Consider the following 24,348-nt stretch of genomic DNA (forward strand, 5'->3'; position numbering starts at 1 on the left):
GAAATTATCAAAGTTCTGTTGCTTTAGCCTGTATATTTTTATGGCTACCTTTATAGGGTTAATTATGAACAGTAAATGTCAACAGACCCTAATTTATAATTCTTTTTTTCAAAAAATCGATACTATTAAAAATTCTTTCAAATAAACAATAAATAATTGAATTTAATATATTTTTAAAAATCTCTAAAAGAAGTTTATTCAAAATTAAAATATATAGATAAATGAAATCTAACCTATTCAATAGAAGTTATTTCGATTTATTTGATCGGCCTTTTCCAAGAATACTCAACTTTAATTTTTAGGATAAAATGATCTAAATAAGGGAGATTTTGCGAGGGATTTCAAAGTGTTTAGCGACATTTTTTATTTTTAACTATCTTGAAGTTTTCATTATGCAGTTCATCCATACTTCACTCATCATAGAGGCAAATCGTTGAAGACTAGTTAAGAAGCTAACCATGATAAATACATCCCAGTATCCAACATATATATCCTCATGCTGGATACTGGGAATCATCTCATTTATGCACTCAGTTGTTCATCACGCTTAAACACCAGTTCTCCCTTGAGTGAACTGTCTGCATCAAAATAATAGCCATCGCTATTAAAAGCTTTCAGTTCTTCGACATGATCAATTTTATTTTCAATCATAAAACGTGCCATGAGGCCGCGTGCTTTTTTGGCATAGAAACTAATCACTTTATATTTGCCATTTTTCTGATCCAGAAATACCGGCTTGATAATGTCTGCCTGAATTTTGCGCTCGTTGACTGATTTGTAATATTCATCAGAAGCAATATTCACCAGAATTTCAGAATTTGCTGCGGTTAAATCCTGATTAATCAGATCAGTAATGTGATGAGCCCAGAACTCATATAGATTATGCCCGCGGGAATTGGCCAATTTGGTTCCCATTTCCAGACGGTACGGCATCATCAAATCCAAGGGGCGTAAGAGTCCATATAATCCAGACAACATGCGTAAACGGTCTTGTGCATAGTGCAGATCTTCATGTTTTAAACTATAGGCATCCAGACCTGTATAGACATCGCCTTTAAATGCAAAAATCGCCTGACGGGCATTGGCTAAATTAAAATCCGGTTGCCAGTCATTAAAACGTGCGGTATTTAAAGTGGCAATTTTTTCACTAACACTCATTAAGCTGGAAATTTCTGTTGCAGAAAGTGTGCGACAAACGTTGATCAAGTCCTGTGAATGTTCTAATAATCTCGCTTGAGTAAATTGGTCAGTCGGTAATGGAGTATCGTAATCGAGAGTTTTGGCTGGAGAAATTAAAGCGAGCATGGCAACCTGGTCAAAAAATGATTAATCAAACTATATCAGTCTGCTTATTTTAATTCCAATTCATGTTTTTATTCACCATAATCGTTAAAATGCACGATTCTCCTGTTAATCATCGGTTTTTATATGCCCGAGCAAATTTTTCTTCAAGGGCCTGCGGGTCAGATTGAAGTTTTTGTGGATTATCCTCAGGGTGAAGTGAAAGGATTCGCGGTAGTTTGTCACCCCCATCCATTGCAAGGCGGTACACCACAACATAAGGTTCCGGTTTTACTGGCACAAATGTATCTGGAACGTGGCTGTATTGTGTATCGTCCAAGTTTCCGTGGTTCTGGTCAAAGTGAAGGTATACACGACGAGGGCTTCGGTGAAACGGATGATGTATTAGAAGTCATTCGGTTCGCTCGCAACCAGCATATTGCCCTGCCTTTTTATGCAGGTGGTTTTAGTTTTGGTGCGCATGTCATGGCAAAAAGCTATGCAGCCTTACCCGTAGAACTGCAACCAAAGCAAACCATTTTATGCGGTCTGCCAACTGCAACAGTGGCTGGTATTCGCCATTATGTTACGCCTGCAATTAAAGGCGACATCCTGTTCATTCATGGTGAAGCCGATGAAGTAACTTTGCTCTCAGATATGATTGAATGGGCAAAGCCACAACGCCATTTAGTGACCGTATTACCTGGTGCCAACCACTTCTTTACCGGCTATTTAAAGCAATTGCGGATCGCAATGACCCGGTACTTAGCGCTTGGCTAAATAAAAAAACCCATCAAATGATGGGTTTTTTATTAAAAGACAAAATCTTCTGCAAAAATTTCATACATCACAGCCCGATATTTAGGCTTATCGATGTAGCGGATAATTTTTCCGCCCAAGCGTTCTGCAATTTTACGGCTAGCCCAGTTTTCTTCTGCTACCGGGTAGCTTAAAACTTGAATCCCTAATGTATTGAAAGCATAAGCCACAACACAATGCACTACCTCATGTCCATAATGATGACCATGTGCAGTTTCACGAATCCAAATACCGACTTCAGGTATTTCATCATGAAGTCGATGCAAACCACATAGCCCAATAAATTCTTGTGTTTCAATATGACGGATAACAAATACATATTCTTTATAATCAGTCATATTTTCCAGCCAATTTTGCCAGACTGTTGCAAATCCCTGTTCAGATTGTGGTGGGTCCCACGCCATAAAACGTGTCAAACTCGGCGTAATTGAAACATAAGTTTCTTTGGCATCGGCTGATTTAAAACAATTCAGGATCAAGCGTTTACTTTGCAGTGTAGGCAAAGCTGATTGAGTCTGTTGAATTAGCTCTTCCATTCAAACTCGCTAAAGCGTTCCTGCTCTTTTAGAGAGGTTTCCACTGCCTGTGCAAGCTGATTAAGCAAACTTCTTTCGGTGATACGATCCAGCCAGTCCTGTTCTTCTTCAGGATATGAGGCAATCTCACAGACCAGATGCCCTTGTTCATCTCTGGTTTCGCAACTCACTGATAAAGGCAGCGCATGTTCTTCTACGCTGACGGCAACCTGAGCACCACTTTGGCTTAAGGTCTGAAAACCGTATTTACCTAATTTTTCGGCAAGTAAATGTGCTACATATTCCTGGGTTTCTTGACCATCCCGTGGTGTTTGGCTCTGGGTATTGGCCATGAATTTTAATTTTCGCATCGCTACTTCCAAATGGCTTTTTTCTTATATGGGTTTAGCATAAGCAATATAAACAAAACAGCCAAGCAAAAGCTTGGCTGTTTCACATAATTTTAAAAATTATTCTGACACTTGAATTGGCAATCCTGCGATTGAGGTCAATTCTGTGAAGGTCGGGAAACTGGTTGCGACCGTTTCAGTACCGACAATCTTGATCTGCTCCGAATTACGCAAACCGGCAATCGAAAAACTCATCGCGATACGGTGATCGTGATGCGATTCAATTTCACCACCCGTAAAGATTGGCGACCAGTCACCAGACTTGCCCTTACCTTCAATGATGATGCCATCGTCCGTTGGGGTACAGTCGATGCCCATGGTTTGAAGACCGTCGGCCATCACTTGAATACGATCCGATTCTTTTACGCGAAGCTCGGCAGCACCGGTCAGGATGGTTTGACCTTCGGCACATGCAGCCGCAATGAATAGCGCCGGGAATTCATCAATTGCCAATGGCACCTGATCTTCCGGCATATGAATGCCTTTTAAGGTACGTGTACCACGGATACGAATATCGGCAATCGGTTCACCGCCTGCAATACGCTCGTTTTCAACTGTAATGTCCGCACCCATTTGCTTGAGGATTTCGACCACACCAGTACGGGTCGGGTTAATGCCAACTGCTTCAAGGGTCACATCCGAGTTTTCAGTAATGGCCGCACCGACCATAAAGAAAGCAGCAGAAGAAATATCTGAAGGCACCTGAATATTGGTTCCAACCAGCTTTCCGCCACCTTGCAGTGAAATTCGATTACCTTCGGTTTTCACTTCATAACCAAAGGCACGTAGCATACGTTCAGTATGGTCGCGTGTTGGTTCTGGTTCAGTCACCGAAGTTTCACCTTCTGCCCATAGACCTGCAAGTAAAATCCCTGATTTCACCTGAGCAGAGGCCATTGGCAAATCGTACTGAATCCCTTTCAGGTTTTGGTTGCCGGTGATGGATACAGGTGGCGTACCTCGCTCACCAGTGGTCTGAATTTGCGCGCCCATTTCACGTAAAGGCTTGGCAATACGCTCCATTGGACGTTTAGACAATGACGCATCCCCTGTCATCACTGAATCAAATTTCTGTGCTGCTAGCATACCCGACAGCAAACGCATTGAAGTGCCTGAGTTGCCCATATAAATGGCAGACTGCGGCGCTTTTAAGCCTTGCATGCCAACACCATGAATGGTGACTTCACCATTTTTAGGGCCTTCAATGCTGACTCCCATATCACGGAAAGCTTGCAGTGTCGCTAGAGCATCCTCACCTTCCAAAAAGCCGGTCACATGTGTGGTACCTTCTGCAATCGCACCAAACATGATCGAGCGATGTGACACAGATTTGTCACCTGGCACGGTAAATTTACCCTGAAATTTCTTGGCACCCGGCTGAATGGTAAATTGTTGTGTCACTTTATTTTTCTCCATGAAAGGTTTCTTGGCGAGCATATGGTTGAAATGCTGGCGAGCTGCCTGCGCATGACTCAATAAGCCCATCAATGCGTGGGAATCTTCATCTTCAATCAATTTGCGAATAATCGCGAGCTGCTGTTCAAAGCCATCAACAGCATTCAGAACTGCTTTTTTGTTGGCAAAAAAGATGTCATGCCACATTTGTGGATCGCTAGCGGCAATTCGCGAGAAATCCCGGAAGCCACCGGCAGCATAACGAAATATATCTAAATTGTCTTCACGCTTGGCCAATTGCTCAACCAAGTTGAATGCCATGAGATGCGGAAGATGACTGGTATGCGCCAGCACTTCATCGTGCTTGTCGACATCCATACAAATCACTTCGGCTTTCGCCGCTTGCCACAGCTGAATCAGTTTATCGACGGCCCAGTCTGCACTGCTTGGCAGTGGCGTCAAGATCACCTTGTGATTGGCAAATAAATCAACTTTACCTGCATGCACCCCGGTATGCTCGGCACCTGCAATCGGATGGCCCGGTACAAAACCTTCAGGCAGTTCATCGCCAAAAACCGCTTTCGCTGCATCGACCACATTACCTTTGGTACTACCCACATCAGTAATAATGGTATTGGCAGATAAATAAGGCTTGATAGCTTCCAGCACCTTTTGCGTGGCACGTACCGGCAATGCCAGTACCACCAGATCAGCGCCTTTGACCGCCTCTACAGGATCGGCATAGCCTTCGGAAATCAGGCCAAGAGATTTAGCATCTTCCAAAGTCTTTTGTGAACGTGTCGATGCAACAATGTCATTGGCCAAATGCTCGGCTCGAATGACACGCGCCAGACTTGAACCAATCAGTCCAAGCCCGATAAATGCAACTTTTTCAAACAGTGGCTGCGACATGGTTTAAGCTTTTGCCTCTAAACCGAGTACTTTAGCCAATGCGCTCAAGAATTTCGCATTTTCTGCTTCAGTACCAATCGATACACGAATGTGATTAGAAATACCGACCGGACGCACAATCACCCCTTGCTTAAGCAAACCATTGAAGGTCGCTGATGGGTCTGCTTGTACATCTACCAGAATAAAGTTGGCACGTGAAGGTACATAGTTAAGACCCAAAGCCTTAAAGCCAGCTTCAAGTTGCGCCATACCGGCTTTATTCACTTCACGAGAACGCGCGATAAAATCTTCATCTTTCAGTGCAGCCACCGCAGCCACCATCGCAAGATGGTTGACATTAAATGGTTGACGAATACGGTTCAGGTAATCTGTCACTTCAACTGAAGCCAGAGCAAAACCAACACGTAGTGCAGCCAAACCATAACACTTCGACAAAGTACGGCTAACGATCAGGTTTGGATATTGCGCAAGGAATTTCAAGCTGTTGAAGTTTTCCGGGAAATATTCCACATAGGCTTCATCCAGAACCACGATGACATTAGCAGGAACTTTTTGCATGAAAGCTTCAAATTCAGCTTCTTCGAACCAGGTTCCTGTTGGATTATTCGGGTTTGCAATGAAAACGAGTTTGGTGTTGTCTTGAATGGCAGCCGCCATGGCTTCAAGGTCATGCGAAAAGCCTTTAGCTGGTACTTCGATCGCTTGTGCATTAATGGCTTGAGTTACCAATGCATAAACTGCAAAAGCATGCTGGCTATACACCACAGAATCATTTTCTGAAACGAATGCGCGGGCAAACATTTCCAGTAAGTCGTTTGAACCATTCCCCAAAGTAATCTGATCATGATTAAAACCAAACTGGGTTTTGATCTGATCTTTCAGGATAAAACCACCACCATCTGGATAACGGCCAATTTCAGCAATTTCCGCAGCGACCGCTTCTTTGACTTTATCTGAACAACCCAGCGGATTTTCATTTGAAGCCAGTTTGACGATATCGGTAAGACCCAACTCGCGCTCAAGTTCACTGATCGGTTTACCCGGTTGATATGGCTTTAATTTTGAGATGCCTGAATTGGCTGGAACAAACGACATTTTAGACTTCCAATTTTAGGTATAAAACAGTGGTCAGCACCCTCGCCCTGACCACGTATAGCTGACTTAAAGTACAGCTGCAGGATATGAACCGAGCACGCGAACTTCTTTAACCAAAGGACGAATTTCTTCAATGGCTGCTTTCACGTGTTCCTGCTCAATATGGCCTTCAAGATCAATGAAGAACACATAAGCCCATTTTTCAGGAAGTGCAGGACGGGTTTCAATGCTGGTCAGACTGATATTATGCTTGGCAAATGGCGCCAGAATTTCCAGCAAAGCCCCGGCACGATCATGTGCTGAAATCAGTAATGAAGTCTTGTCATTACCGCTTTGTGGCACTTTTTCACGGCCAATCACCAGGAAGCGTGTGGTATTTTCCGGATTATCCTCGATATTGCTATGCATGATTTCGAGATCATAAATGCTCGCAGCAATTTCAGAGGCAATCGCGGCAGAATGCCATTCATTACGAATACGGCGCGCTGCTTCTGCGTTGGAGCTTAAAGCGACACGTTCCACACCTGGATAATGCGCATCCAGCCACTTACGGCACTGTGCCAAAGTCTGCTGATGCGCATAAATCTGTTTGATGCTGTCTTTACGGGTATTTTCAGAAATCAGGAACTGATGGTGAATCGGTAATTCAACTTCGCCAATCACATTCAGGTTCGAGGTTTTAAAACAGTCCAACGTATGGTTGACCACGCCTTCAGAGGAATTTTCTACCGGCACCAGACCATAATGGGCACTGCCCGCTTCCACGTCACGGAAAACTTCATCAATGGTCGGTAAAGGACGAACCACAGCATCATGACCAAAGTGCTTGAGTACCGCAGAATGGGTATAAGTCCCGACTGGGCCAAGGAAAGCAATGCTTTGCGGCGCTTCGAGTGCCAGACAGGCCGACATGATTTCACGGAACAGACGTGCCATGGTGGTATCAGACAATGGCCCTTCATTACGTTCCATGACATTACGCAAAACCTGAGCTTCACGTTCTGGACGGTAAAACAGCGGATTCTCTTCTGAAGCAAACTTTGCTTTTGCCACAGCTTCAGCCAAACGTGCCCGGCGGTTAATCAATTGCTGAATTTGCTGATCAACAGAATCGATATCTTCACGAATTTTTGCCAAATCAAGAGAAGTCGTGGTGTTTTGATCGTCGTTGATCATTGTTCTGTCGCCCTTCATAAACCTTATCTGTTCAGTATAACAATAGTGAGCTTTCAAATGTTACGCAATATGACATTGGTAGATTAAGTCTTAAAAACATACAGTTGATTTTAACCGTTTATCGTTTTTAGTCATATCTGGTAACATTTACTTCAGCTTTTCTGCTTGATTTACATTATTAAATTGTAAAATTTGCCTGTCCATATTAACTGATTTTAAGGAAGATGAAATATCACTATTTCTTAGTCTATATAGCGGTTTTAAGCATAAGAAAATTAAAATAATTGCTTCGCAAACGTCATTTTTGAACCATTCATATCTAAGATAGATTTCACAATAAAATGCACACTCTGCAACCCCATTTTTATCGACTTCTCTTTGATTTAACTTATTTTTTTACATTAAATCACTACTCAATTACAAAGCAGAGACGATTTTTTGACCAATCATAGATAGTCTAACTTAAAACAAGCGTTTGGGTGTCAGTCATGCCAAAAAGAATAGCTGTACTTTTGACGAATAATTTTGAAGATCAGGAATATCTTGAACCCGTTGCGGCCTTGCTGGAAGCAAAGCATATCATCTGTAATATTGAGTTTAATGCAGGAAAAGTGGTCTATGGTCTGCATGGCTGTTCTGCAGTGACGATTGACCGGGACATCGAACAAATCAGTATTGATGATTTTGATGCCTTGCTGATTCCTGGCGGTGAATCTGCAGTTTCTTTATCTACCGATATGCGGGTGCTGCAATTTATCCAGGCTTTTAATCAAGCCAAGAAAACCATCTTTAGTTTATGTGATGCATCATTATTACTGTGTGAAGCAGATGTGCTGAAAAATCGAATTATTACCAGTATTCGCGCGCATGCCAGTCGCGTACAACGTGCCGGTGGAACGTATTATGATGCAGAACTGGTGAATGACAATAATCAGTTGATTTCATCGCGTCTACCCAATGATTTACCCATTTTTATTCATGAATGTTTGGATGTCTTAAAATCATAAAGTCTTAAAAAATATTTCTCATCTTGGCCATGTTCTCCCCCTATAAAAAAGAGTCCTTCGGGACTCTTTTTTTATGAGTGAGCTATTAACGTCCTAACAGACCACGTGCCACTATCTCTTTCATGATTTCATTGGTACCCCCATAAATCCGCTGAATCCGCGCATCAACGAAGAAACGTGAAATTGGATATTCAGTCATATAGCCATAACCCCCAAATAATTGCAGGAGATTGTCCGCGATTTTCATCTGCATATCGGTAGAAAAACTTTTCAATGCCGCTGCAGTTTCGACATCCAGTTTCCCTTGCATATAAAGCTCAAGATTCTGGTTATAAAATGCTGCGGTCGCCAATTCATCAATTTTCGCTTGCGCCAGTACAAAGCGGGTATTCTGGAATTGACCGATCACCTGACCAAAAGCCTGACGCTCTTTCACATATTGTGTGGTCACATCGATCGAGCCACGAATGGCGCCTAGAGCGGTGGCAGCGATGGCGGTACGCTCACGTGGCAATTCCTGCATCAGGTAAGCAAATCCCTGTCCCGGCTGACCCAGTAATTGGTCCTTTGGCACTTTAACATTGTCGAAGAACAGTTCAGACGTATCCTGAGCATGCAGACCAATCTTGTCCAGATTAGTGCCTTTTTTAAAGCCTTCCAGATGGGTATCGACCAGCAGCAATGAAACGCCTTTAGCTCGGGCTTGAGGATCGGTTTTGACCGCAAGCACTACCAAGTCAGCATGCTGACCATTGGAAATGAAGGTTTTTGAGCCATTTAACAGATAATATTCATCCTGCAAGATGGCACTAGTACGCATGGCTTGCAAATCTGAACCTGCACCTGGCTCGGTCATGCCAATCGCACCGACCACTTCACCGGTGACCATTTTTGGTAACCAGTATTTTTTCTGTTCTTCAGTACCAATATGCAGGATATACGGTGCTGCAATATCGGAATGACAAGACAGACCTGTGGCAATGGCACTGTATCCGGCACGTGCAGATTCTTCGATCAGCATCAAGGAATAATCGGTCGGCACCCCATAGCCACCATATTCTTCTGGAACATCGACACACAAGAAGCCATTTTCACCGAGTGCATTCCAGACTGAACGCGGCATCAGACCTTCACGTTCCCACTGGTCGTAGTACGGTGCGACATGTTCGTTCATAAAGCGTTTAAAATTATCGCGGAATAATTCTAGATCGGCATCGTAGGCAAGCATTCTATTGTCCTTGTTGTTTATCATTTTAGTTTCTTTTTCACAGACTATCGACTTTCCTGCTCCCTGTCATGTGCCGGCATTCATCTTTTTACTAACTTCACAGTCAATAAAAAAGGGAAGCCGAAGCTTCCCTTTTAGACACTAAAAACAGACTCAAACTTAGTGAGCGTTATTGCCTTCTTGCGCCATTTTTTCATCAATTTCTGCAGGATTCGCTAAAGCGTAGTTCAGCTTGTCCATATCCAACTGGCCAACCCATTTCGCAACCACTAAAGTCGCCAAAGAGTTACCGACCAGATTGGTCAAGGCACGAGCTTCAGACATGAAACGGTCAATACCGAGAATCAATGCCAGACCTGCAACAGGAATATTACCCACAGCAGCCAAGGTTGCTGCCATCACAATAAAGCCCGAACCAGTCACGCCTGCCGCACCCTTAGATGAGATCAGAAGTACCAGAAGCAGCGTAATTTGATGAGACAAGTCAAGTTGCGTATTGGTCGCTTGTGCAATGAAGATCGCAGCCATCGTCAAGTAAATCGACGTACCATCGAGATTAAATGAATAACCAGTTGGAATTACCAGACCGACCACTGATTTTTCAGCACCAGCAAGTTCTAGTTTCTTCAACATACGTGGCAGTACTGATTCTGAAGATGACGTCCCCAGTACAATCAGAAGTTCTTCGCGAATCAGGCGGATCATCTTCATGATACTGAAACCAGCAAAACGCGCAATTGAGCCTAATACGATGAAAATGAACAGTACACAGGTGATATAAAAACAAATGATCAACTGTGCCAGCTGAGCAAGAGAACCAATACCATATTTACCAATTGTAAATGCCATCGCACCAAATGCACCAATTGGAGCAAGTTTCATGATCATATTCACGATATTGAAGAACACATGTGAAATCTGGTCGATGAGTTTCAGGACTGGCTTGCCTTGATCACCTAGCTTATGCAGTGCAAAACCAAAAATGATCGCGAACAATAGAACTTGCAGGATTTCGCCTTCTGCAAATGCGCCCACAACCGTATTTGGAATGATGTTCATCAGGAAGTCGATAGTCGATTGTGACTCACCTGAAGCGACATATTTACTAATGCCACTGGTATCCAGTGAAGCAGGATCAACGTTCATGCCTACACCAGGCTTCACAATGTTAATCACGACCAGACCGATGACCAAAGCAATCGTAGATACGATCTCGAAGTAAAGTAAAGCCACACCACCAGTTTTACCGACTGATTTCATGCTTTCCATACCCGCAATACCGCTCACCACGGTACAGAAAATCACAGGCGCGATGATCATTTTAATCAGACGGATAAATGCATCACCAAGCGGTTTGAGCTGTTCGCCCAAGCCAGGGACATGTTGTTCTACACCATTGATAATTTGCGTACCACTAGGCGAAAAATGCCCGACCAGAATACCTGCAATAATGGCCACAATCACTTGAAAATACAGTGACTTATAGATTGGTTGTTTCGCCATAATAAATCTACTTGAACGATATCAAAAATAAGAAAGACCATTTTGAGGAATACACTGACCTATTCATCCCTTCTCGAATGAACTTGATCAAGTCTCAATAGGCTCAAGAGAATGTTCAAAATGATAATCAGCCATGCATTGAATCTGACACTCAAGTATCAGACCAAAGTATTAAATGGGAGAAAGAGATTAAGAAAAATTAAACAGACTCTAAAAATTGCCTAAATTTTACCGAATATTCAGACTAAATGCGCATAACTTATTAGGCGGTTGCTTATGTTTTAATCAGAATAGATTAGACATTAGTCGATAATCAGATTTAACTGATTGTTTTACGTATACTGAAAGGTTTATGGATTTCCATCATCTCCCTTGACATTAATATTTTCTGCAAGCTGTAAAAAGTTATGAATACCAAAAGAAATATTTATAAAGATTTCGAACATCCCTTTGCCCAATATGTACGCATTGTGGGTAAAGGGAAAAATGGCGCCCGCTCCCTCAGCTATGATGAAGCCTATCAAGCCTTCAGTATGATTTTGAAAAATGAAGTGCTGGATGTGCAGTTAGGTGCATTCTTGATGTTATTGCGTGTCAAGGAAGAGTCGGTAGATGAGTTGGCGGGTTTTGTACAGGCGACACGGGATCAGCTGAATTTCAAAAAACTGGATGTCGATCTGGACTGGTCTTCCTATGCGGGCAAGCGCAAACATTATCCATGGTTTATTCTGGCAGCGCTGACGCTGGCCAAGCATGGTTTTAATATTGTGATGCATGGTGCCTCAGGTCATACCATGAACCGCGTTTACACCGAGCAGGTGCTAACTTACTTAGGCTATCCAATATGTCAAAATGATGCCGAGGTTGAACAGCAACTGCAACAACAGCATTTTGCCTATATCCCGCTAGAAGTAATTTCTCCGATTCTGGCAGACTTGATTGCGTTGCGTAATGTTATGGGGCTGCGCTCCCCGATTCATACGCTGGTTCGTTTAATTAACCCATTTAATGCCAAAGCAACTCTGCAAGCGATTTTCCATCCAGCGTATCGTGGTTCGCACCAGCAAGCAGCCTTCCGCTTAGGCTATAAAAATAGTGCCGTAATTAAAGGTGAAGGTGGCGAATTCGAGCGTAATCCAGATGCCAAAACGCTTATCTGTGGCATTAAAGATGGTGAACTGTATGAGCATGAACTGCCAAAGCTCACTGACAACCGCAGTCCGATTGAAGAAGAACTGGATCTGGCGCTATTTAAGGCTGTCTGGGACGGTCAGCAAAGCCATGAATATGGCGAGATTGCAGTGATAGAAACCATGGGTATTGCGCTATATACCATGGGCGTGTGTGACAGCTTTGAAGCTGCGATGCAAAAAGCCAAAACCTTATGGGCGAATCGCCACACGGTTTAATCTTGTACAAAAGAAAAAAGCATTGTTCATTCACTGAACAATGCTTTTTTTTAATTGTATTGCTATTGGCTGGGAATTAAGCCTTAAACAAAACGAATCGGCTTGAATTCAGGTTCATTCTTGTGATGATCATCATCACATTCCTCACCTTCTTCTTTAGTACCGCGGTCGATATAACCGCTGCGCTCATTTTCAGGCAGGTTTTTCATTTCCCAGGCATAGACTGCCTGCATACAGGTCTGACGCTGTTCTGGTGTCAAGGCTACACCGTTTGGCCACTTTCCAATTTCGACTGCTGTTCTTAGGCGTTCAACAATCTCAGGATTGAGTACGGCAAGCATTTGTTCAATATTCATGATTTAATCCTGCTTAAAATAATCAAAGTCCTGATTCCACCCCAGTTTGGTTCGACAGGCATTATAAAAGTCATAACCCGGTGGATGCAGAAGATTCAGTTTAAAGGGATGCTTGCGAATATGGACGCTATCACCCACATTCAAAGACACACTGTGTTGTCCATCCGCACTAACCATCGGCAGTACGCGATTTTCACGAATCAGTAATTTAATTTCACTGTGTCCACCGACCACAATCGGGCGTGAAGACAAGGTATGCGGATGCATCGGCACCAAAGCAATCGCATCCATGCTTGGATGTACGATCGGGCCGCCACCAGAGAGTGCATAAGCTGTAGAACCAGTCGGTGTAGAGACTATCAGGCCATCACTGTGCTGACGATAGACATATTGTCCATCAATATTCAGTTCAAAATCGATCATATGCACCGATTTCCCTGAATGTAGCACCACATCATTCAGGGCAATGGCATCGTAAATCACTTCACCTTTGGAGCGAATTTCAACTTCGAGTAAAAAACGTCGCTCAGTCTGAAAGTCACCTTTTAATACCTGATCCAGCTTGAAGATCACTTCGGTCGGCTTGATATCCGTTAAAAACCCTAGACGACCACGGTTAACCCCGATCACCGGGGTATTGTACTTGACCAAGGCGCGTGCTGCATGTAATAGCGAGCCGTCACCGCCCACGACAATCACCAGATCCACCACCTCACCCAATAAGGCACGACTGACGGTTTGGGTATTTTGATAGGGAACAAGTTCAGCTGTCGCTGCATCAAAAACTGGGTGTAGGCCTAAATTGAGAAGATGATCGTGAATAAGGCATAAGGTTTCAACCACCGACGATTTATCAGGACGTCCTATTAACCCGATATTTCGAAAGGTCTTATGGGAAATTTGCACCAGTGTCGTCGCTCCGCTACGAATCCTGCTTATCATAACATTAAGCTATACCTGGATGACAATTTATAACAGTGCTTCATAGGTAGGAAATTATTTGAAATATATTCGAATTAAGGAGAAATTGTGGGGTTTCATTTTAATTTTAAGCGCATTTCTTGATTAAATATTGCAAAATAATGAAAAGCTTCGCATGATTAGCACAATTTCACAGGATCTTATAAGTATTTATGAAATCTGAACGTGGCATGGGGTTTCTTGCCTTAATTTTTTCTATTATTGTCATTTCTATCTTTGTAGCATTTAGTATCTATTTGATTAGATTAGACAATATTGTACGCGACAAGTTTGAAGGTCAGCGCTGGGATATTCCGGCCAAGGTCTTCGCACGTCCGATGGAAGTGTACGTGAATGCCCCAGTCAGCCTGCAGGATTTCCAACAAGAATTAAAATTACTCGGTTATAAAAATTCGGATAGTTATACCAAATCAGGCAACTTTGTCACCACGGGTAATACCCTGTATGTGCATACACGCGGCTTTGATTTTGGTGACCGGGTTGAACCGGAACAAATATTGAAAGTCAGTTTCAGCGGTGAACAGATTGCAGAAGTCAGCGCAACCAAACCGTCTTCAAGCGGGATTGCGCGTTTAGAACCTTTATTAATTGGCGGGATTTATCCGCAGCATAACGAAGACCGTGTGCTGATCAAGCTAAATAAAGTGCCTAAGCCCTTGATCGAAGCGCTGATCGCGACCGAAGACCGTAAGTTCTATGAGCATCATGGGGTTTCACCGCGTGGTATTGCACGTGCCGTAGTCAGCAATATTACCGGTGGTAAACGTCAGGGTGGTTCAACCTTGACCCAGCAGCTGGTCAAAAATTTCTATTTAACCCCTGAGCGCACCTTAAAACGTAAAGTGAATGAAGCCTTTATGGCGATGCTGATTGAATTGCATTATGACAAGAATGAAATTCTAGAAGCTTATCTGAATGAGGTAAATCTCGGCCAGAATGGTAACTACTCCATTAATGGTTATGGTCTGGCATCGCAGTTTTATTTTGGCCTGCCACTGCGTGAACTGAATATTTCCCAGCAAGCATTTTTGGTGGGTTTAGTCCAAGGCCCGAGTCTATACAATCCATGGCGCAATCCTGAAAGTGCGAAAAAACGCCGTGATATCGTCCTGAATAATATGCTGGTGATGGGCTATCTGACTCAGGAACAATATGAAAAAGAAACCGCACGTCCGTTAAATGTCATTTCAAAACCGACTTTAGGCCCTGCCCGCTTCCCGGATTTTCTGGATATTGTACGTCGTCAATTACGCACAGATTATCAGGAAACCGATCTGACCAATCAGGGTCTGCGAATTTTCACTACTTTAGATCCTTTGGCCCAAACCAGAATTCAGGACAGCTTTAAAGAGACGGTGGCGCGTTTAAGCAAATCCAATCCGGGTCGCCTGAAAGATTTACAGGGTGCGGTATTGGTATCGCATCCGGAAAATGGTGAGCTGGTGGCCGCAGTAGGTTCTACTCAAGATTTTACCGGCTTTAACCGTGCAGTCGATGCCAAGCGTCAAGTCGGTTCCCTGCTAAAACCGGTGATCTACCTGAGTGCCCTGGAATCGAACCGTTATCACTGGGCAAGCCCAATTGAAGACAGTGAAATCAGCATCAAGAGTGATGGCAAAACCTGGACGCCGAAAAACTATAGTGGTCGCGGACATGGTGTCATTCCAATGTCACAAGCCTTATCGCAATCTTATAACCTGTCCACTGTGCGTTTAGCACAAGAATTTGGTCTGTCCACCTTTATTAATCATCTGAAAAAATTTGGTGTGACCTCAGATATTCCATCTTATCCATCGATTTACTTGGGTGCGGTAGATATGTCCCCGATGGAAGTGATGAATATTTACGGCAACTTTGCTACAGGCGGCTTTAAATACCCAACCAAAGCCATCCGCTCTGTGGTGGATGCCAACGGCCGCTCTCTGGATCGTTATAGCCTGAGTGTACAACCGACCATTGATCCAGCTTCTGCTTATGCCCTGAATTATGGCTTACAACAGGTCATGTCGAATGGTACAGGTCGTGCAGCCTATAACAGCTTACCACGCAGTCTGAATCTTGCTGGTAAGTCCGGTACTACGAATGACAGCCGTGACTCATGGTTTGCCGGATACTCAGGTAATTATATGACCGTGGTTTGGCTCGGTCTGGATGACAACAAAGTCACTGGCTTAACCGGTTCTTCAGGTGCCCTGCCCGTTTGGACCAATGTCATGAAACAGTTGCGCCAGAAACCGGTGAATCTGCCACAGCCGAATGAAATCGAATGGCATTGGCTGGATCGTTATACGGGTTTGTTGTCTGCACAAGGCTGTGAAGGCGCCATGTATATCCCGATTTCGCGTCATGCCCTGCCAAATCAGGCGACTGCCTGCGGCATCTCGCACTATGCGACGGAACCTTATGATATTGATTCAGAACCTGCGCCATCTGATGCTGAACAGGATGATATGAGTCGCTACATACAAGAAAGTGAAACAGAAATAGAACGCGATCTTGAGAGCGAAACCCGTATTATCGCCAGTGGAAGTTATAGCCATTAATTGAGTCTATGTTTATGTTAAGAAAAATCCTCCCTGGTTTGCTCATCCTCAGTCTGGTGGGCTGCCAAAGTATCTCTGAGCCAGAAAAGCCAGTTAGCCCTGCCAAGCCTGCGACGGAAAAACCTAAGGCAAAAACGCCAGACGGCGTCGTGATTACGCCTTATGACCGTCCTGACATCAAACGTCAGAAAATTGTCATTCCTGAGCAAAAGCCGAAAAGCCAAAAGTTTGATGATGGCCGTAATCTGCCGGCTTTTAAGAGTCTGATGCAGCAAACCCAGCAGGCCTATACCAAGCAGCAGTTCGCTCAAGCTGAAGCTTCTGCAACTCAGGCACAGCGACTGGCCCCTCAAGCACCGGAAACCTATTTATACTTAGGCATGATCGCCAACCGTAAAAATCAGCCAGCAAGCGCCGATGCTTTTGCCTTACGTGGCCTGAGTTATGCACAATCTAGTGCCATGAAAAAGCAGCTTTGGCAAGTGCGCCTTAAATCTGCTCAGTTGCGGAAAAATGCCAAAGCGATTCAGCAAGCTCAACAGGCACTGAAAAAGCTTTAAGATAATTTTCTATAGAAACTGACTTACCAATAGAAATTTTGTTTTCTAAATCAAGTGTTTAAATATAGCGAATGCCGGCAATGCCATAAGCATGTTGGCTTTTTGCATAATCGAGCTCATCAGCCTTCATTCCGCCCAAAGCAAAAACCGGAATCTGTACCTGCTCTGACATTTGCTTAAATTGCTCCCAACCTAGCGCAGGTGTTTCTGGATGCGTTGCGGTCGCCAGTACCGGACTAAGTAAAGCCGCTTCACAACCGATCTGTTCTGCATGCATTAAAGCGCTCAGGTCATGACAAGCCGCCAGATAACGATAACCAGATTTCAATTCGCCTTGTTTCAAGTCCATCAATTGAGTCTGTTTTAGATGAATCGTGCGAATCGTCTGCTGCTGCAATTCATTCAGTTGTGACCAAAGCTGCTGATTAATAATTAACTTGGAGAGTTGATCTACCGGATACTGCTGTAATTGCATGATCCGTTCAGGCGTTGCTTCCACGCGCCAATACAACATTTGATCTGTATCTAGACTTGATAAGATATCCAGATCTTCAGCAATCTTGATGCGCTGCGGCCATTGCAGCTTTTGAATCATGGACTGATTGGCTTTCGGAAAATTCAACTGGCCAAGTTCTTCCCGGCTGTACCAGCGCCAAGGCTGTTTGATTTCAGCCAGTTGCGCAGGCTGTACTGAAGCATGGAAAATATGCAAATTGACGATGAGATCTTCATATTCATGGGAGATAAAATCAGAAGCATGCCAGCGTTCGATATCAACGCCCACCTCTTCAATCACTTCGCGGCGACAGGTTTCGACTAGCAACTCACCCTGTTCAACTTTTCCGCCTGGAAATTCATATTTATTGCCCTGATGCTGCTTGGCCTCACGCCAGCCGACGAGAACCTGATTTTGATAAAATAAAAGCGCAATTGCGACATGAATCGTAGCTTTAGTCATGATGTACAGAACCGTTAAAGTTTTACAGATTGTAAGCAAATTAGAGTTTTTTATAAATTGCTCAATATTTCGTTGACAGACCTATTCGATAATGATTATCATTTAAATCAATCCAAAACACACCACGGAGTCGACGGAATGAACGCCCCATTTAGCCTATTTACCCGTAACAATGATACTCACCATGCCTTGCCAATGCTGCACTCTAACAATTTGTTTGCACTGGGTCGTGAAATCCGGATCATGCATGCCGGCGAAGAATACCGCTTGCGTCTGACCCGCAATAACCGTCTTATTCTGACCAAATAATTAAATCAGTTCTAATAATAACAAACGTGGGAAGCAGCAGTATGAATCAGCGCATACTGCTTTTTAGTTTTTTAATCTTTGATTAGGATTCATGTTTAAAGCTCAATGACACTTTAAGTCCGCCCAACACCGACGGCGCATAATCAATTTTAGCTGCATGTAGTGCCATAATTTTCTGGCAAATGGACAGGCCTAAACCTGAACCCTGAGTTCGCGTACCCAAAGCCCGATAAAAACGTTCACCTAAACGTTCCATTACCTCATCAGCAATCCCCTCTCCTGAGTTTTCAATCAATAGTTGTATCTGATGCTGCTCAATAACTGTTCGGATCTCGACCTGTCCCTGTGGCAGCGTATAACGAATAGCATTGTCGACCAGATTGCGAATACAACTAAAAATCAGTTCTGGATTCGCTTCGATCACAGCATCCTCAAGGTTGAGATTCCAATGAATATCTTTTTCTTCTGCAAAAGGCTGCAAGGCCTGCAAAGCTTCCTGAACCAGATTTTTGAGATTAACCGTTTGCGCTGGTAATTGCTCTGTTCGTTCCGGATCGAGTCGTGCCAGTAAAAGTAAATTTTCCAGTACCTGCGTACCACGATTGACATCATTTTGAATCAGCTGCAATGCCTGAGGGAGCTGTGCATCATCTTGATATTTGCGTTTTAAAACCTGTAGACGCATTTGAATCGCAGACAGTGGCGAACGCAGCTCATGTGAAGCATCTGCAGTAAAACGCTGTTCAGCAGCCAGTGATTTCTCCAGCCGGCCGAGCATGGCATTCAACTGACGAATAATCGGTTGCAGTTCAGTGATTTCAGGATCAGGCGTTTTGAGAGGGCTTAGATCCTGAGCAGTTTTGGAACCAATCGCCCGGGAAATTTTGTTTAATGGCCGTAACTGGCGTTTGATCGCAACACGCAAAATCAGCCATTGCACTAGCCATAAAATCAATAAGATCCCGGCAAAGCCCAAAGTAGTTTGCCAGAGTTCATCGAAACGTACTGAAAGTGGCTGTACGATTTTGACCTGAAGGTCGTCATCTTCCGCAGTCAGTATCCGGATAAAATGACCATTTTCATAAGCAAACTGAAAGCCGTTGTTCTGTGCTTTTGGAATGGTATTAATTAATTCATCATCAATCGAAGTAGTCAGTACCTGTTGATCCAGCAACAAGGCATACTGGATATCAAACTGTTCACTGAGTTCATCGACTTGGGCGTCTTTGGCCTGGGTAACATCGCCAAGCAGTAACTCAGAAATTTGCTCCATTAATTCATCATGCAACTGACTGGCCTGATAACTGGAAATTCCCAATAACAGCAGCCAGGCCAATACTCCAGCCAATATCGAACTGAACAGCGCATGTTTGATCAGTTTAGTTTGCAAGGAAATAGCAGCTGACATAGGTTTATACCTCAGCCTTATGCATGCGATAGCCCAGACCGCGAATAGTCTTGATCATCTGGCTGCCGATTTTTTTACGCAGCTGATAGATAAATACTTCAATGGCATTACTTTCAATTTCATCACCCCAAGCGTACAGCGATTCTTCCAGCTGTTCACGGGTGACAATATGTTCAGGCTGCTGCATCAGCTTGTATAGAATTTGAAATTCCTTCGCAGTCAGATTCACAGCTTGACCTTCTTTAGTTAGGGTCTTGGCTTGAGTGTCCAGACTGAGATCCTGCCATTGCAGGATATGATTCGGTGTTTGCTGTTTCTGTCTGAGTTGGGCACGAACTCGGGCCGAAAGTTCTTCCAGACTAAAAGGTTTGACCAGATAATCATTCGCGCCTAAATCCAGACCTTCAACCCGGTCATCAATACTGTCTTTGGCCGTAATAAAAATCACCGGCGTATCTTGATGTTGGCTGCGCAAAATTTTCAGAATGTCATCTCCAGTGGCATTCGGCAGGCCACGATCCAGCAGAATACAGTCATATTTATGCTGCTCAATCGCTAGGATCGCATGATCACCACGCTCTACCCGATCAATCACATAACCGTCCATTTCCAGCCAAGTCTGGATACTGTCTGCCTGAGACTGATCATCTTCCGCCAAAAGAATACGCATATTCTGCTCCGTTTGCTTCCTTGTTCTATCTTGCCTTGAAAAAGTTCCAGACTCAAAAAAACCACATGCTTTTTGGTAACTTGCATGTGGTTTTTTGTCGCTGTGTTCAAATTGATTTCAGCAAATCAGGCGATATTAGAAACGAACCTGATCAACCTCAATTTCAACACGTTTTGCCGGTTTATAATCAATGTCGATTTCACCTGTGATGATTACCGGTGTTTTGGCTGAAATCGGTTTGCCTTGCCAAAGTTCATCATCAATCTCAACAGTAATAGTTCCTGTGCTGTCTCGGAACTGGTATTTTTCATCACCGACCGCTTTCACGACATAACCTTTAAGCTGAACCTTACTGTCATCTTTCATGGCCAGTGCCTGTTTGACTGTGGTCGATTTAGCAAAAGCAGCCTGATTCACAGCAGTGTCGCTACTTGCTATCGTAGCCGTCGCGATAGAACCCATCAATGCAGCTGCCAAAACCGTATTTATCATCATTTTCATCGCAATTACCTCTTTAAAGTCTTGCCTTGTTTCGATGATGCTATTAAAACAGCCGAAGATGAATTGAATCTTAAGATTGCTTCATTTTCAAAATTAATTTAAGGGCACAACTCTCAGGACTTCTTCAAGCGTGGTCACACCTTCCAGAATCTTGCGTGCCCCGGCAATTCTGAGCGGCTCTACCCCTTCTTTTTTAGCCTGCTGACGCAGCTGGTTCAGGTTGGCATCGGCACCAATCAGCTGTTTGGTGGTCAGACTCAATGGCATAAACTCATAAATCCCGATACGGCCTTTATAGCCGGTATGCCGGCATTCTTCGCAGCCCACCGCCTTAAAGACAAATTCCGGTCGCGGCAAAGGATAATCCGTAGCTAGATGCTGCCATTCCTGTTCATTCAGGAAGCTTTCCTGTTTGCAGTGCGGACACAGCTTACGTACCAGACGTTGAGCCAGAACACCCAAGATGGTTGCTGCTGTCAAAAATGGCTGTACGCCCAGATCATGCAGACGGGTCAGACTCGACGGCGCATCGTTGGTATGTAAAGTTGAGAGAACCAGGTGACCGGTCAATGCGGCCTGAATCGCCATATTGGCAGTGTCCTGATCACGAATTTCCCCGACCATGATAATGTCCGGGTCCTGACGCATCAATGCACGCACGCCGTCAGCAAAACCAAGATCGATACCATTATTGACCTGCATCTGGTTAAAGCTGGGTTCCAGCATCTCGATCGGGTCTTCAATGGTACAGACGTTGACCTGTTCAGTCGCCAGCTGTTTCAAGGTTGAATAAAGCGTAGTAGTTTTACCGGAACCAGTCGGACCGGTCACCAGAATAATGCCGTGACTGTGACTGGTCAGATTGTTCCAGTCGTTGAGCAGATGACCTTCAAAACCGAGTTGCTGGAAGCTTCTCACCAGCACTTCCGGATCGAAAATACGCATCACCAGTTTTTCACCAAAGGCGGTCGGCAAGGTCGACAGACGCAGTTCAGTTTCCTGTCCTTTAGGTGTCCGGGTTTTCAGGCGGCCATCCTGTGGCTTACGTTTTTCCGCCACATTCATCCGGCCCAGAATCTTGATTCGGGAAATGACGGCGGTCAATGTATTGGCCGGCATGTTGTAAATCGTATGCAGCACCCCATCAATCCGGAAACGGATCTTGCCGGTGTCTTTACGTGGTTCCATATGAATATCACTGGCACCTTGTTCAAAAGCAAATTGCAGCACCCAGTCCACCAGTTTGACAATATGCTGGTCATTGGCATCCGGATTCTGGGAATCGCCCAGTTGCAGCAAGGCTTCGACGCCCTTATTTTCCCGGTCATAGGCAGACGATTTTTGTGAACCACTAACTGCACGACTGACTTGATAGTATTCAGTAATATAACGTTGTAATTGTTCTGGATTCAGTAATACCCGTTGTATTTTTTTTGGTGCAATATTCTGCTCGAGATTCGACATCCATTCAGTTTTATAAGGCTGATCTGTAGCAATCAGAACTTTGTCTGCCTGAATTTCTACCGCCAGAATACGGTTGCGCAGTGAATATTCCTGCGACATGACATGGGTCAATGCCTGTACATCAGCTTTGAGCGGATCAATGATATAGAACATCAATCCGGTTTTTTCTGCCAGCCACTGACATAAACGGTTCAGAGTCAGTGTTGTTTGAGGATGGGACTGATCGACCAGATTAAAATTAGCAATCCACTGTAAAGGGTGCCATTTTAGTTGTTCACGTTGCCGATGAGTGGTTTGTACCAGCATCCGGTCGCGTTCACTGATTTTACCGTCTTTAAAGAGTTGGTCTAGACACCATGCCGTATCAATTTCAAAGTCAAATTTCATTATTATCAGTCCCCAAACTTGCCTCCACTATAACAAGTTTTTGCAGTTTTTCGCATGCTCCCCACCTGTTGAATGTACGTTTCTATTTCAATCTCAAAAAGAAAGTAAATAATGGATTTGATTACTACCGCAACATTTTTGATCTATGCAAACTCTATCTCGTCGCATATATTTTTAAATAATCAACTCTTAGCTTGCTGAGGTCACAGATGGATTTGACTGCGGTTCCCCTGCATGCGCATTCTTTTCATGAACTGCTCACGATACTCACCTCGGCATTAGGCTGCGGCCTATTGATTGGTCTGGAGCGGGAACGGCATAAGCAACGCGAACAGCAACCGAGTTTTGCCGGCTTACGTTCCTTTGCAATCTGTGCTTTATTGGGTGCACTGTGTTTCCTGTTTGGAATCGTGATTGCTGTAATAGGTGCTTTGATCGTGGGTGGCATGGTCATTTTATCTATCAAAAATCAACCAGATGATCCGGGCATTACCACAGAGCTTGCATTTGTGATGACCTATTTTATTGGCGCCATGTGTTTATGGAATATTCCTCTGGCAGCCGGTCTTTCTGTGCTCTTAACCGGTATTTTGATGGCCAAACATACCATGCACAATATTGCCGGAAAATGGATTAAAGAAGCCGAATTCAGGGATGGACTATTATTACTGGCCTTGATTTTGATTGGCTTGCCGCTGACCCCTGATCGCCCTTTTTGGGGAGAAGTGCTTAACCCTTATATTATCTTAAAATTACTGACCTTAATTTTAGTGGTACAAGCTCTGGCGCATATTGCGAAACGCTTTTTTTCGACTAAAAATGCCCTGATGCTGTCCTCCATTGCTTCCGGTTTTGTTTCCAGTACGGCGACCATCGCTCAGTTAGGTTTACAGGTCCGTAAAGGTGAAATGGATGCACGATCGAATGCCGGTGCCGCGCTGATGTCCTGTATCTCGACTATTGTGTTGCTATTGATTGTGGTCGGGGGCGTATCCTGGAGCTGGCTTAAAATCCTGCTCTTGCCCTCTTTAGTTGCCGTAATCCTTCTGGCAGCTTGTGCATTTTTATTATTGCGCAAGGCAAAACCTGCTCCGAGCATGGAATCGTCAGACAGCCAGATGTTCAGCTTAAAAGAAGCTGTGATTATTGCAGTGACTTTAACGCTGATTCAGGCTGGAGTTTACGGACTGGAGGTCTGGCTCGGGGATGCCGGCTTACTGGCCGGGACCTTACTCGCCTCTCTGTTTGAGATTCATGCCGCGATGGCCAGTGTCGTCGTTCAAGGTGATCCCTCCAATCTACGTTTGATTTATGCCCTGCTTTTAGGTCTGGGTGCTCATGCCCTGGCCAAGTCAGCCAATGCCGCTTTGACCGGTGGCTGGAAGTTTGTCCTTTATTTTGCGCCTGTGCAGATTTTGCATATGGTAGCGTTGATCGGCTTGTTGTGGTGGAACCTATAAT

22 protein-coding genes are annotated in these 24,348 nt (G+C 44.1%); 7 read left to right on the forward strand and 15 right to left on the reverse strand.

Translation table 11 applies throughout. The annotated features are described in order from the left end of the window. Positions 1 to 522 precede the first annotated feature (522 nt). Complete coding sequence (yaaA, locus tag NI464_RS07090) at positions 523 to 1,305, reverse strand: peroxide stress protein YaaA (protein ID WP_044113004.1); 783 nt, start codon at positions 1,303 to 1,305, stop codon at positions 523 to 525. A gap of 123 nt (positions 1,306 to 1,428) precedes the next feature. Between yaaA and NI464_RS07095 the strand changes: the two genes are divergently transcribed. After that, positions 1,429 to 2,061, forward strand: a complete 633-nt coding sequence (locus NI464_RS07095; protein ID WP_004645565.1) for an alpha/beta hydrolase — start codon at positions 1,429 to 1,431, stop codon at positions 2,059 to 2,061. A 32-nt stretch (positions 2,062 to 2,093) separates the two neighbouring features. Here the strand turns inward: NI464_RS07095 and NI464_RS07100 are convergent, their stop codons facing one another. From NI464_RS07100 to pheA, 5 genes are all read right to left on the reverse strand, one after another. Next, positions 2,094 to 2,636: a GNAT family N-acetyltransferase gene (locus NI464_RS07100; RefSeq protein WP_253138049.1), complete on the reverse strand. Its 543-nt coding sequence runs from the start codon at positions 2,634 to 2,636 to the stop codon at positions 2,094 to 2,096. Continuing rightward, a complete protein-coding gene (locus NI464_RS07105; RefSeq protein WP_004278984.1) occupies positions 2,624 to 2,986 on the reverse strand; it encodes a hypothetical protein in 363 nt (120 codons plus the stop codon). Before NI464_RS07105 ends, NI464_RS07100 begins: the two co-directional genes overlap by 13 nt. 99 nt (positions 2,987 to 3,085) lie before the next feature. Further along, complete coding sequence (locus NI464_RS07110) at positions 3,086 to 5,332, reverse strand: bifunctional prephenate dehydrogenase/3-phosphoshikimate 1-carboxyvinyltransferase (protein WP_253138050.1); 2,247 nt, start codon at positions 5,330 to 5,332, stop codon at positions 3,086 to 3,088. Between the two features lie 3 nt (positions 5,333 to 5,335). Then, positions 5,336 to 6,427 (reverse strand): histidinol-phosphate transaminase, encoded by a 1,092-nt coding sequence (hisC, locus tag NI464_RS07115; RefSeq protein ID WP_004645569.1) that lies wholly within the window; start codon positions 6,425 to 6,427, stop codon positions 5,336 to 5,338. 66 nt (positions 6,428 to 6,493) lie between these two features. Beyond that, positions 6,494 to 7,603 (reverse strand): prephenate dehydratase, encoded by a 1,110-nt coding sequence (gene pheA / locus NI464_RS07120; RefSeq protein WP_004645570.1) that lies wholly within the window; start codon positions 7,601 to 7,603, stop codon positions 6,494 to 6,496. A gap of 488 nt (positions 7,604 to 8,091) precedes the next feature. Here pheA and NI464_RS07125 point away from each other — a divergent pair, with 488 nt between their 5' ends. Further along, positions 8,092 to 8,610 carry a DJ-1/PfpI family protein gene (locus NI464_RS07125; RefSeq protein ID WP_129716505.1) on the forward strand — a complete coding sequence of 173 codons (519 nt, stop codon included), beginning with the start codon at positions 8,092 to 8,094 and terminating at the stop codon, positions 8,608 to 8,610. 85 nt (positions 8,611 to 8,695) lie between these two features. Here NI464_RS07125 and NI464_RS07130 read toward each other — a convergent pair whose 3' ends face one another. Together NI464_RS07130 and NI464_RS07135 are read right to left on the reverse strand one after the other, a co-directional pair. Further along, a complete protein-coding gene (locus NI464_RS07130) occupies positions 8,696 to 9,838 on the reverse strand; it encodes an acyl-CoA dehydrogenase family protein (protein ID WP_253138051.1) in 1,143 nt (380 codons plus the stop codon). 159 nt (positions 9,839 to 9,997) lie between these two features. Then, positions 9,998 to 11,341, reverse strand: coding sequence for a dicarboxylate/amino acid:cation symporter (locus NI464_RS07135; protein WP_253138052.1), 1,344 nt, complete (start codon positions 11,339 to 11,341; stop codon positions 9,998 to 10,000). A gap of 407 nt (positions 11,342 to 11,748) precedes the next feature. Here NI464_RS07135 and NI464_RS07140 point away from each other — a divergent pair, with 407 nt between their 5' ends. Next, the gene (locus tag NI464_RS07140; RefSeq protein WP_253138054.1) at positions 11,749 to 12,750 is read left to right on the forward strand and encodes a glycosyl transferase family protein; all 1,002 of its coding nucleotides are present in this window, start codon (positions 11,749 to 11,751) and stop codon (positions 12,748 to 12,750) included. Positions 12,751 to 12,833: 83 nt separating this feature from the next. Here the strand turns inward: NI464_RS07140 and NI464_RS07145 are convergent, their stop codons facing one another. Further along, entirely contained in the window at positions 12,834 to 13,106 is a 273-nt protein-coding gene (locus tag NI464_RS07145) for a YeaC family protein (protein ID WP_004278992.1), read from the reverse strand. 3 nt (positions 13,107 to 13,109) lie between these two features. Next, positions 13,110 to 14,048 carry an NAD(+) kinase gene (locus tag NI464_RS07150; RefSeq protein ID WP_004645573.1) on the reverse strand — a complete coding sequence of 313 codons (939 nt, stop codon included), beginning with the start codon at positions 14,046 to 14,048 and terminating at the stop codon, positions 13,110 to 13,112. A gap of 191 nt (positions 14,049 to 14,239) precedes the next feature. On the opposite strand from NI464_RS07150, the gene mrcB reads away from it, so the two are divergent. After that, positions 14,240 to 16,630 carry a penicillin-binding protein 1B gene (gene mrcB / locus NI464_RS07155; RefSeq protein WP_005106491.1) on the forward strand — a complete coding sequence of 797 codons (2,391 nt, stop codon included), beginning with the start codon at positions 14,240 to 14,242 and terminating at the stop codon, positions 16,628 to 16,630. 14 nt (positions 16,631 to 16,644) lie between these two features. Next, the gene (locus tag NI464_RS07160) at positions 16,645 to 17,190 is read left to right on the forward strand and encodes a tetratricopeptide repeat protein (protein ID WP_114541948.1); all 546 of its coding nucleotides are present in this window, start codon (positions 16,645 to 16,647) and stop codon (positions 17,188 to 17,190) included. 58 nt (positions 17,191 to 17,248) lie between these two features. Here the strand turns inward: NI464_RS07160 and NI464_RS07165 are convergent, their stop codons facing one another. Continuing rightward, complete coding sequence (locus tag NI464_RS07165; RefSeq protein ID WP_253138055.1) at positions 17,249 to 18,148, reverse strand: NUDIX domain-containing protein; 900 nt, start codon at positions 18,146 to 18,148, stop codon at positions 17,249 to 17,251. A 138-nt stretch (positions 18,149 to 18,286) separates the two neighbouring features. On the opposite strand from NI464_RS07165, the gene hemP reads away from it, so the two are divergent. Continuing rightward, positions 18,287 to 18,457 (forward strand): hemin uptake protein HemP, encoded by a 171-nt coding sequence (hemP, locus tag NI464_RS07170; RefSeq protein WP_004645578.1) that lies wholly within the window; start codon positions 18,287 to 18,289, stop codon positions 18,455 to 18,457. An 82-nt stretch (positions 18,458 to 18,539) separates the two neighbouring features. On the opposite strand, the gene NI464_RS07175 is transcribed toward hemP, so the two are convergent. The 4 genes from NI464_RS07175 to tfpB all read right to left on the reverse strand — a co-directional run bounded on the left by NI464_RS07175 (position 18,540) and on the right by tfpB (position 22,887). Then, positions 18,540 to 19,865, reverse strand: coding sequence for a sensor histidine kinase (locus NI464_RS07175; RefSeq protein ID WP_253138057.1), 1,326 nt, complete (start codon positions 19,863 to 19,865; stop codon positions 18,540 to 18,542). A gap of 4 nt (positions 19,866 to 19,869) precedes the next feature. Then, positions 19,870 to 20,535: a response regulator transcription factor gene (locus NI464_RS07180; RefSeq protein ID WP_114541951.1), complete on the reverse strand. Its 666-nt coding sequence runs from the start codon at positions 20,533 to 20,535 to the stop codon at positions 19,870 to 19,872. Between the two features lie 135 nt (positions 20,536 to 20,670). Beyond that, a complete protein-coding gene (locus NI464_RS07185; RefSeq protein ID WP_004645581.1) occupies positions 20,671 to 21,036 on the reverse strand; it encodes a NirD/YgiW/YdeI family stress tolerance protein in 366 nt (121 codons plus the stop codon). Between the two features lie 93 nt (positions 21,037 to 21,129). Further along, complete coding sequence (tfpB, locus tag NI464_RS07190; protein ID WP_253102391.1) at positions 21,130 to 22,887, reverse strand: type IV pilus assembly ATPase TfpB; 1,758 nt, start codon at positions 22,885 to 22,887, stop codon at positions 21,130 to 21,132. A 209-nt stretch (positions 22,888 to 23,096) separates the two neighbouring features. Between tfpB and NI464_RS07195 the strand changes: the two genes are divergently transcribed. Next, positions 23,097 to 24,347: an MgtC/SapB family protein gene (locus NI464_RS07195; RefSeq protein ID WP_253138058.1), complete on the forward strand. Its 1,251-nt coding sequence runs from the start codon at positions 23,097 to 23,099 to the stop codon at positions 24,345 to 24,347. Position 24,348: the final 1 nt, after the last annotated feature.

Source organism: Acinetobacter lwoffii (assembly GCF_024129685.1).
GTDB classification, from domain to species: Bacteria; Pseudomonadota; Gammaproteobacteria; order Pseudomonadales; family Moraxellaceae; genus Acinetobacter; species Acinetobacter lwoffii_X.